Origin of the sequence: Brevibacillus sp. 1238, assembly GCF_029892995.1 — a bacterium.
Taxonomy (GTDB): Bacteria; Bacillota; Bacilli; order Brevibacillales; family Brevibacillaceae; genus Brevibacillus; species Brevibacillus parabrevis.
This window is the reverse complement of the sequence record NZ_JARXWC010000006.1, coordinates 351,277-359,331: the sequence shown is the minus strand read 5'-3', so window position 1 is coordinate 359,331 and position 8,055 is coordinate 351,277. Positions and strand designations below refer to the sequence as shown.

Below are 8,055 nucleotides of genomic sequence, written 5' to 3'. Positions count from 1 at the left end.
ACTCTCCAATAAAGTTTGTTACTGGTTCAAAGCTGGCAAATCATTTAATGATAGACTCATCAACGCTTTCGCTGTTCAGTTTTCAAAGAGCATTTGTTTCGCTCACCGCCCGAAGGCGACTTCTCCATCTTACCACATCGCCCATCGTGATGCAAGAGGTTTTTTTCACCATTTCGCTTCACTCAGTAGCGACAAGATCTAATATAACAAATTAGCCTTTATAAAGTCAACCGTTTCTTTCACTTTTTTTAAAGTGTTTTTTCAATCGAATTGACTTCTCAATAGCAGAATTTAAATATACATAAAAACAAACGAGCCGTCAACTAAAAATCGAATAGTACATTCCTTTTTATTTCACACTATACGTGTAACGGCTGACGCCCCCGCATAGCTGTCTTCACACAGAACGCAATGACAAAAGGTGGTGCGAAAATGACTCCGAAACCAACAAGTGTAGAACACACCCACGAGCACTACAGTGAATTATCCACGGTCGAATCACAGCGCAACGAAATTCTTCAGGAGGAATTTCCGGAAGGTCCGTACGGTGCTTCCACCAATGAAGCGCGCCTCGGAAAAGCAACTGGCTGGGAACCTGGACAGCATTCGACGACCACCCGCTTTACTTATGAGACAAGAGAGATGCATCAAGATTTGCCTCGTCAGGACCCATCGGCTCATCCCATCCACGACGATCCGAACGAAAAAGAATAAACGCCTCGCTCCAGCCAAACGACATGGACGCCCCTCTATCACAAAGCAACTAAACAAGCCCCTCTTTTCCATAAAAGAAAGAGGGGCTTCACCTTTTCGGCAGGCAATCTTATTCCTCGCCAACGACATGCGTTGTCAACGTTCCAATTCCTTCAATAGTAACCGAGATTTCGTCTCCGACTTTCAGTTCGCCTACTCCAGAAGGGGTTCCTGTCAAAATAACATCTCCCGGACGAAGAGTCATGACAGCCGATACCGCCTCCACCAGTTGAGGGATGGTAAAAATCAGCTGCTCTGTGCTGGCATCCTGGCGCACTTCGCCGTTCACCCGGGTTACGATCCGCAAGTTTGAATAATCAAGCTTGGCGGCAATCGCAGGTCCGAGCGGGCAAAACGTATCAAAGCCTTTGGCGCGTGTCCACTGCCCGTCGCTCCATTGCAAATCGCGGGCAGTCACATCAATGGCGCACGTAAAACCGAGGATGTACTCATCCGCATCGGCAGCCTTCACCTTTTTTGCTTCCTTTTTGATGACAATGGCCAGTTCGCCTTCGTAATGCAGATTTTCGGTCAGCTTCGGATAAACAATCGGCTCGCCCGGACCCACGACAGCAGACGAAGGCTTCAGGAACATCAACGGCTCTTTTGGCAGATCAATCCCCATCTCTGCCGCGTGGTCGCGATAATTCAAGCCGATGCACACCACTTTGCTCGGATCGCACGGCGCTTTCAGGCTGATTTCGTCCAGCGGCAGCTCCAGTCCCGTCATGATCGGTTTGGCTGTTTGGATTTTATAAATATCCCCTTCGATCACCCGGACCTTCTGATCTTCTGCTACCATCCACCCATGCTTGACTTTGCCGTTTCGCTCATAGCGGATAATCATGACTCTTCTCCCCCGTCACGCATTTTTCTCTATCGGCTAAAACAAATCCGTCGTCGTTTCTTTCGGCTTGGTTGTGATTTCTTCGATGACAGTGCCTGCTACTGCCTTTTCCACTAGAGCGTCCACATCCAGCACTTCTTCAAATTTGGCAGCCAGATACGGTTTCGGTCTGGTTACCGGATTTTTCGGGGTAAACACCGTGCAGCAGTCTTCATACGGCAAAATGGACAGCTCATACGTATCGATTTTACGCGAGAGATCGGTAATGTCGACCTTGTCCATCCCGATGAGCGGACGAAGCATGGGAATGGAAATCACCTTGTTGATCGTGTCCATGCTCTCCAATGTTTGCGAAGCTACCTGTCCGAGACTTTCGCCTGTCGCCAGAGCCTTTGCTTTCGTGTTTTCCGCCACACGCTCGGAAATGCGCATCATGAAGCGGCGCATGATCGTGATCAAATAATCTTCCGGACACTTTTCGCGGATCGCGGTTTGAATCTCGGTAAAAGGAACAACGTGCAGCTTGACGGTTCCGCCCCACTTGGTCAGTTTTTGGGCCAAGTCACGCACCTTTTGCAAAGCGCGCTCGCTGGTGAACGGATAGCTGTGGAAGTGGATCGCTTCCAGCGTAACTCCGCGCTTCAGCATCATCCAGCCAGCTACAGGGCTGTCGATTCCCCCCGACAAAAGCAGCAGCACTTTTCCGCTCACGCCTACTGGCAAGCCGCCTGGCCCCGGAATCGTTTCGCAGCTTAAATACGTGCCTTCTGCGCGAATTTCCACATTGACGATCGTTTCAGGCTCGTGCACATCTACTTTGATCGCAGGCAGCGCCCGCAAAATGTGGGTGCCGACGATTCGGTTCACTTCCATGGAAGGAATCGGGTAGCGCTTGTCCGCACGACGAGTGACCACGCGGAACGTGCGCGGTTCCGGCTGCAATTGACGGACCATTTCCAGCGCTTTTTCCTTGATCGTCTCGATATCCGGGTCCACTTGAACAGTCGGACTAAAGGAAGAGATGCCGAAAACGCGCTTCAACCGTTCCATGACCGCATACGCATCCTCGCCATGCAGCTCGACATACATGCGCCCGTAGTTGCGTCTCACCTTTACTTTGAAAAAGGAGCGCAGCACGCTTTTCACACTTCTGACCAGCGCTTCTTCAAACTGATCGCGGTTTTTGCCTTTAAGAGCAAGCTCGCCGTAGCGAATCAAAATAACATCGTAGTTCATGATAATCTCCTTTGAATTGGTTCTCTTCTCTTATTTTCTGCGATCCGGGACCGTTTGCGGCTTGATAAACGAGCGCAAGGTTTCTACGCACGCTTCCAGCGCGGTCAGGAACTGCTCGATCTCCTCACGCGTATTTTCCCTGCCCAGGCTGATGCGCAAAGATGACAGGGCACAATCCCGTTCAATTCCGACAGCCGTCAACACCCTGCTTGGCTCATTCGCTTTAGACGAGCAGGCTGACTTGGTCGAGACGAGAAAGCCTCTCTCTTCCAAAGCGTGCAGCAACACTTCCGCTTTTACTCCCGGTACGGACAAGTTCATAATGTGCGGAGCTGCCCCTTGCTGCGGCGTGTTGACGATACAGCCCTCGATTCGCTCAATGCCTTCGCGCAGCCGTTGGTTCAGGCTTTGCAGTCTCCCGGCTTCGTCCTTGCCCAGCTCCTCCAAAACCCGAATGGCTTTGGCCATGCCAGCGATCGCCGGAAGGTTTTCCGTTCCCGAGCGCACCCCAGCTTCTTGTCCGCCGCCCATCATCAACGGGTGGATAATCAATCCTTCGCGTTTATACAGGATGCCCACTCCCCGCGGGCCATAGAACTTGTGGGCGGACACACTCAACAGATCGATGCCGGAGTCGTGCAGAGACAGCGGCACTTTGCCGATCCCCTGGACGGCATCCACATGGAACAACACCTTCGGATACTGCTTTAGCCACTGTCCGATTTCTTCCACGGGCTGAATCGTCCCCAGTTCGTTGTTCACATGCATGACAGACACGAGAATCGTGTCCGGACGGAGCGCACGCTTTACATCCTCGACAGACACGCGCCCTTCGCGATCCACAGGCAGATAAGTCACGGCAAACCCGATCCCCTCCAGCTGCTTGCACACATCGTAGACAGCCGGATGCTCGACTTGTGTGGTAACAATATGCTTCCCTCTGTTCTGATATTGAAAGGCAATGCCCTTGATTGCCGTATTATTGCTTTCTGTGCCTCCGGAGGTAAAAATGATTTCCCCTTCTTTGCAGCCCAGGTACTGTGCAGCAACCTTCCGCGCCTGCTTGAGTACGTTTTCGGCTTCCACCCCTTTTTGATGCAAAGAGGACGGATTTCCATAATAGTTCTCCATCGCCCGTTTTACTGTCTCAATGACCCCTGGATGAGGCCGGGTTGTCGCACTGTTGTCTAAGTAAATCACCAGTCCACACCTTCCTGAGGGCGAGCTGCCCTAAGTCTACCCTTCATCATAACACGACTGTCCATGTGGAACATACTACCCTAGTGTACTTCCTGATTATTTTCCCCTGCTTTTTGCAGGCAACCAGTCGTTTTTAGCCAAGCCTGAGCAAGCGTTCACATTCTTTTCACAACTAAAGCGCTTACATCCAAATTTAAGCTATTTACAATGCGATAGGCTTTCGTTAGAATTGTCAATAAATTTAGAAAAAAGATACCTACACGGGAACAAGGAGAGAGCAGCGATGACAACACAAGCGATGCAAGAAAAAATCAACAAGATGGAAGCAGAACTGAAAAGATTGCAGGCTGAACTGGCCAAAATGAACAAAAGTACCCCTCAATACGACCAAAATGATGTCGCATATCTAAATGAGGTGTACAACGGGTGACTTTTCGCTTATTTTATTTGCGATAGCGTGGGTGCGGGCAAGACGATTTGGCCGCTTCCACGCTATTTTTATGTCTATAAGCACAATTTTCGGTTAATTTTTCATTTGGAAAAGGAGGAGTTTTCACCTCTGCTGGGAGAGGCGACCAATCGAGGGTAGATTTACCTGATGAAAGCAACGGTTTCCACTGCGTACAATCAAGATGAACCACCACACCACGCTACGGCATTGAGGAGGCTTTCATGTTCAAAACAACGCGCTGGAAACGTCTCGCCCTGCAAGCTACTCTGGTTGCTGGCTTGCTCCCTGCTACATCCGCCTTTGCCCAAACGATTCAGGTCGTCCCTGGAGACACACTCGGCAATATCGCGTACAAAAACCAGATCACGGTCGAACAGCTCAAACTGGCTAACCAGTTGCAATCGGACATGATCATGGTCGGACAAACGCTGTACATACCCCCGCGTTCCACCGTTTATACGGTCAAAGCAGGCGACGTCCTGTGGAAAATCGCCTACAACCACGGCGTAAGCATTCAAACTATTGTGAATACAAACAAACTGCAAACGACGGAAATTCTCATCGGGCAAAAGCTGCTGATCCCCAAGCAAGAGCCGGCCGCCGAGACACCTGCGCCTGCGCCCGCCCCCAAGCCTGAGCCGGACAAGCCTTGGGTAGAGAACACTCACTATCAGGTTGCCAAAGGAGATACGCCTTGGACGATTTCGATTGCCCACGGCATCCCGTTTACCGAGTTTTTGCAAGCCAACAAGCTGAGCGAATCCGATTACTTGCAGATCGGTCAAATCGTAACTGTTCCTGTGCACCACATTCCAAAAACCGAGACAGCAGGAGCCAAGTACGGTGAGTATCTGGACTGGTTTGAAGCGGCCCAGTATTTGTTCCCGATCAATGCGACTGCAAAAGTGACCGATTTTGCTACGGGCAAAAGCTTCATGGTCAAACGCACGATCGGCGCTTCCCATTCTGACACGGAACCGTTGACTTCAGCGGACAGTGCTACCATCAAAAGCATTTGGGGCGGCAATTTTTCCTGGAGCATCCGGCCTGTCATCGTGGAAGTCGATGGTCGTCGTCTAGCCGCCTCCATGTCCTCCATGCCGCACAGCATCGAGTATATAACGGACAATGCATTTGACGGGCATTTTGATATTCACTTCCCTGGCAGCCTGCGCCACAAAGACAACCTGATTGACCCCGACCACCAAGCCGCGATTCGGATTGCGGCAGGAAAATAGGCAACTGACAGGCGAAAAGCCGTTCCATCGTCATGACTGGAACGGCTTTTTCCTGTTTGCTTATTTATAAGGAATAGGCCCGCTGTACACACCTTGGAACACTTCTGTGGCTGGCCCTGTCATGTAGACGCGATTGTCTTCTTCCCGCCAATCGATAAACAGGTCTCCTCCTGCCAAATGCACGGTAACCGCTCTGTCGACCTTGCCAGCGAGCGCCGCTGCGACGGCCGCTGCACAAGCTCCGGTTCCGCACGCGAGGGTCACGCCAGATCCCCGCTCCCAGACGCGGAACAAGATCTCTTCCCGATTCAATATTTGGATAAATTCAACGTTGGTGCGTTCCGGGAACCATTCGTGGAACTCGATCTTCGGTCCGTACGTGCGCACATCTTCGTCGCGCACTTCGTCCATGAAAATAATCGCGTGCGGATTGCCCATGGATACAGCCGTCATCGTAAACACAGCCCCGTCCACTTCCAGCACCTCTTCGTGCGCCTGCTCTTCCGGTATGCCTGTCATCGGAATCGCCGAGCGTTCAAAACGCGGCTCTCCCATATCAATCGTAACTTGCTCCACTTTGCCGTCAGCCCCGACAGAGACAACCGGCTTCATCATCCCGCCCCATGTTTCTACCGTAAACGTGGTTTGCGCAGTCAAGCCGTGATCGTACACGTATTTGCTCACACAGCGCAGGCCGTTGCCGCAGTTTTTTGCCTCGCTTCCGTCGTTGTTGAATACGCGCATGCGAAAATCAGCGCGCTCTGACGGAAGAATCAAAATCAGGCCGTCTCCGCCAATGCCGAAGTTGCGATCGCTTACCCGTCTTGCCAGTTCGGGAAGATCCACTCCCGCCAACGTTTCCTCGAAACAGTTGACGTACACATAGTCGTTGCCCAAGCCATGCAATTTGGTAAATTTCATCTGCCACTCCCCGTTTTCTCTGTAATTTCTGACTCTCTTTATATATGGACTTATCTTAACACAACAACTTCCGTTTGGGGGAAGTGGTATACTACCAGTAATCAAGAGCAACCGCTAACTGTCGAGGTGACATTTGATCCAATGAACAACGAAACATTACGCTATGTGCTCGGCACGAAAAACGAAGCAAAGCGGCTGGCCGTACAAAAAGCCACGGGCATCGACCCGATTTGTCTCTCCGTTCCTTCGGGAGTGCCTGCCCAGCCCATGAGCGAACAAGAAACGATTACCGGAGCCATCAATCGGGCAAAAGCGGCTCTCGCCCTTGCTCCGGAGGCGCAAATCGGGCTTGGTCTGGAAGGCGGCCTGATGTATGACGAAGCGTTTACCGGACAATGGTATTTGATCTCGGTGTGCGCAGCCTGGGACGGAAAGCAGCTGTTTTTGGGCAAAGGTCTGGCTTTTCCCATGCCCAAACAGGCGATTGAGCGCATTGTGGCAGAAAAGACGGAACTGAGCGTGATTATGGACGAGTGGGGCCAAACGAGCGGAAGCAACCATCGCGGCGGAGCTTACGCGCTTTTGACCAACGACCGCCTCAACCGCTCCGATGTTTTTTGCGAAGCCGTCATCGCTGCGATCACACCGTATCAATCCCGTTTTTACACAAGCTGATCGAGGGCGACGTCAAAACAAAAAGCCTCTTCGGCTGTTGCAGCGCGAAGGAGGCTTTTTGCTTTTTGCGGTCTGCTGCTGGTTACTACCGGGCCGTGTAGTACGGGTAGATGACCAAAGCTCCCAAAATGGAGATCGCACCTACAATCATCGCCCACGCCCCCAGCGTTCTCGAATCGCGTCGATACGCCAAATAGCCAAGCACCATCCCGATTGGCGCCACGAGATACGGCATCAGGAACAGGGACAGGATCGATAGCCCCAGACCTGTCATGCCGATACCGCTGGCTCCGCTTTCCCGGCTATCTTCGTCATCGCTGATCTCACGCACAGAACGACGCGAAGGAATCGGCTCGGCGATTTCCGCCGCTGCCTCGATGTCGTCGTCTCTTCTCACGGTGACCGGCGCGCGGTCTTCCCTCGTCAGTACAACGCCATCCAATCGCTCCGAAAAGTCGTTCTCCACCCTGTCCTCTTCGCCGGAATAACGCTCTGTCAAAGAGTGAGGATCGTAGTGAATCCTTCGCCTTGAGCGTTCCTCATCTTCGTCGAAAGCGGCCTGGGTCCAGGTGTCTACTGCAAATTCCCTGTCGTGCTGATCTACCGTGTCGGAAAAGCCGGTATCTTCCTTCCGCTTCGCATTCATGCGTTCGTGTCGATCCAACATACCATGCTCAGCCCCTTTTTTGGTAAAGGATTTGTTAGTGAAGGAAGTAGCCTTATTGTCTGCCTGC

10 protein-coding genes are annotated in these 8,055 nt (G+C 51.8%); 5 read left to right on the top strand and 5 right to left on the bottom strand.

From position 1 onward, the window contains the following. The coding region (locus M2298_RS16950) for a hypothetical protein (RefSeq protein WP_280648770.1) at positions 1-202 on the top strand (202 nt) is incomplete at its 5' end. 230 nt (positions 203-432) lie between these two features. After that, positions 433-714, top strand: a complete 282-nt coding sequence (locus tag M2298_RS16945; protein ID WP_063228167.1) for a hypothetical protein — start codon at positions 433-435, stop codon at positions 712-714. Positions 715-823: 109 nt separating this feature from the next. Here the strand turns inward: M2298_RS16945 and M2298_RS16940 are convergent, their stop codons facing one another. Genes M2298_RS16940 through M2298_RS16930 form a run of 3 tightly spaced genes read right to left on the bottom strand, consistent with a single transcriptional unit; the run spans position 824 to position 4,036 of the window. Then, positions 824-1,600, bottom strand: coding sequence for a fumarylacetoacetate hydrolase family protein (locus M2298_RS16940; protein WP_122964058.1), 777 nt, complete (start codon positions 1,598-1,600; stop codon positions 824-826). A gap of 36 nt (positions 1,601-1,636) precedes the next feature. Next, complete coding sequence (thiI, locus tag M2298_RS16935) at positions 1,637-2,836, bottom strand: tRNA uracil 4-sulfurtransferase ThiI (protein ID WP_122964057.1); 1,200 nt, start codon at positions 2,834-2,836, stop codon at positions 1,637-1,639. A 30-nt stretch (positions 2,837-2,866) separates the two neighbouring features. After that, on the bottom strand, positions 2,867-4,036 hold the full coding sequence (locus M2298_RS16930) for a cysteine desulfurase family protein (protein WP_173598190.1): 1,170 nt from the start codon (positions 4,034-4,036) through the stop codon (positions 2,867-2,869). Between the two features lie 283 nt (positions 4,037-4,319). Here M2298_RS16930 and M2298_RS16925 point away from each other — a divergent pair, with 283 nt between their 5' ends. Both M2298_RS16925 and M2298_RS16920 read left to right on the top strand, forming a co-directional pair. Further along, the gene (locus M2298_RS16925) at positions 4,320-4,466 is read left to right on the top strand and encodes a hypothetical protein (RefSeq protein ID WP_167470278.1); all 147 of its coding nucleotides are present in this window, start codon (positions 4,320-4,322) and stop codon (positions 4,464-4,466) included. 242 nt (positions 4,467-4,708) lie between these two features. Beyond that, positions 4,709-5,725 carry a LysM peptidoglycan-binding domain-containing protein gene (locus tag M2298_RS16920; RefSeq protein WP_280648769.1) on the top strand — a complete coding sequence of 339 codons (1,017 nt, stop codon included), beginning with the start codon at positions 4,709-4,711 and terminating at the stop codon, positions 5,723-5,725. Positions 5,726-5,785: 60 nt separating this feature from the next. Here the strand turns inward: M2298_RS16920 and dapF are convergent, their stop codons facing one another. Beyond that, positions 5,786-6,646: a diaminopimelate epimerase gene (gene dapF / locus M2298_RS16915; RefSeq protein WP_122964054.1), complete on the bottom strand. Its 861-nt coding sequence runs from the start codon at positions 6,644-6,646 to the stop codon at positions 5,786-5,788. Between the two features lie 141 nt (positions 6,647-6,787). On the opposite strand from dapF, the gene M2298_RS16910 reads away from it, so the two are divergent. Next, the gene (locus M2298_RS16910; RefSeq protein WP_280648768.1) at positions 6,788-7,321 is read left to right on the top strand and encodes a DUF84 family protein; all 534 of its coding nucleotides are present in this window, start codon (positions 6,788-6,790) and stop codon (positions 7,319-7,321) included. An 85-nt stretch (positions 7,322-7,406) separates the two neighbouring features. On the opposite strand, the gene M2298_RS16905 is transcribed toward M2298_RS16910, so the two are convergent. Beyond that, positions 7,407-7,988, bottom strand: a complete 582-nt coding sequence (locus M2298_RS16905) for a DUF456 domain-containing protein (RefSeq protein ID WP_122964052.1) — start codon at positions 7,986-7,988, stop codon at positions 7,407-7,409. Between the last annotated feature and the right edge of the window lie 67 nt (positions 7,989-8,055).